General features: G+C 79.3%; 1 protein-coding gene. It reads left to right on the top strand.

The annotated features are described in order from the left end of the window. On the top strand, window positions 1-881 hold an 881-nt coding region (locus tag ACFVHB_RS40100; RefSeq protein ID WP_380332925.1), incomplete at its 5' end, for a TauD/TfdA family dioxygenase. Between the last annotated feature and the right edge of the window lie 103 nt (window positions 882-984).

The raw sequence follows: 984 nt of genomic DNA on the forward strand, positions 1-984 counted from the left end.
TGGCCGCGGCCCGCGACCGCTGGGAGGACCTGCCCGTCCGGCTGCGCCGCACGCTGCGCGCCTTCCGCCGCGACCCCGGGCCGGGCGGCGCGCTGCTGGTGCGCGGACTGCCCGTCGCCGCATCCTCGCTCGGCCGCACCCCGCTGACCGGGGGGTCGGTGCAGCGCACCGCCACCGTGCCGGCCGCGGTGCTGATCCTCGCCGCGTGCGGGCTCGGCGACCCGGCCGCGTTCCGCCCCGAGAAGACCGGCGCGCTGGTGCAGGACGTCGTCCCGGTGCCCGGGCAGGAGGAGTTCCAGGGCAACGCGGGCTCGGTGCTGCTCACGTTCCACAACGAGAACGCCTTCCACCCGCACCGCCCGGACTTCGTCATGCTGCTCTGCCTGCGCGCCGACCCGGACGGGCTGGCGGGACTGCGCACCTCCTGTGTGCGCGAGGTGCTGCCGCTGCTGGACGAGCGGACCCGGAACGACCTGCGGCGGCCGGAGTTCCGCACCGCGCCGCCGCCCTCCTTCGGCGCCGCCGACGGCCCCGCCGAGCCGCACGCCGTGCTCGCCGGCGCGCCCGAGGACCCCGACCTGCGGGTGGACATGGCCGCCACCGAGCCCTTGACCGAGCGGGCCGCGGCCGCCCTGGCCGAGCTCCAGCGGCTCTTCGAGCGCACCGCCCGGACCGTCCGGCTGGAGCCCGGCGACCTGGCCGTCGTCGACAACCGGATCGCCGTGCACGGGCGCACCGCGTTCAGCCCGCGCTTCGACGGCACCGACCGGTGGCTCCAGCGCACCTTCGTCCTCGCCGATCTGCGCCGCTCGCGCGCCCACCGGGCGGGCGACGGCTACGTGCTGGCCGACCCGGCCGAGCTCGCCGAGCCACACGGCTGAGGCCCGGCCCCACCGCGCCCGGGTCCGCCCCACCCGGGTCCACCCCACCCCCCGCAGCCTGGCCGGCGCGGGGCCGACCCGCCGCCCCCGCCCCCGGGGGGGC

The organism is Kitasatospora sp. NPDC127111 (assembly GCF_042677465.1).
Classification (GTDB): domain Bacteria; phylum Actinomycetota; class Actinomycetes; order Streptomycetales; family Streptomycetaceae; genus Kitasatospora.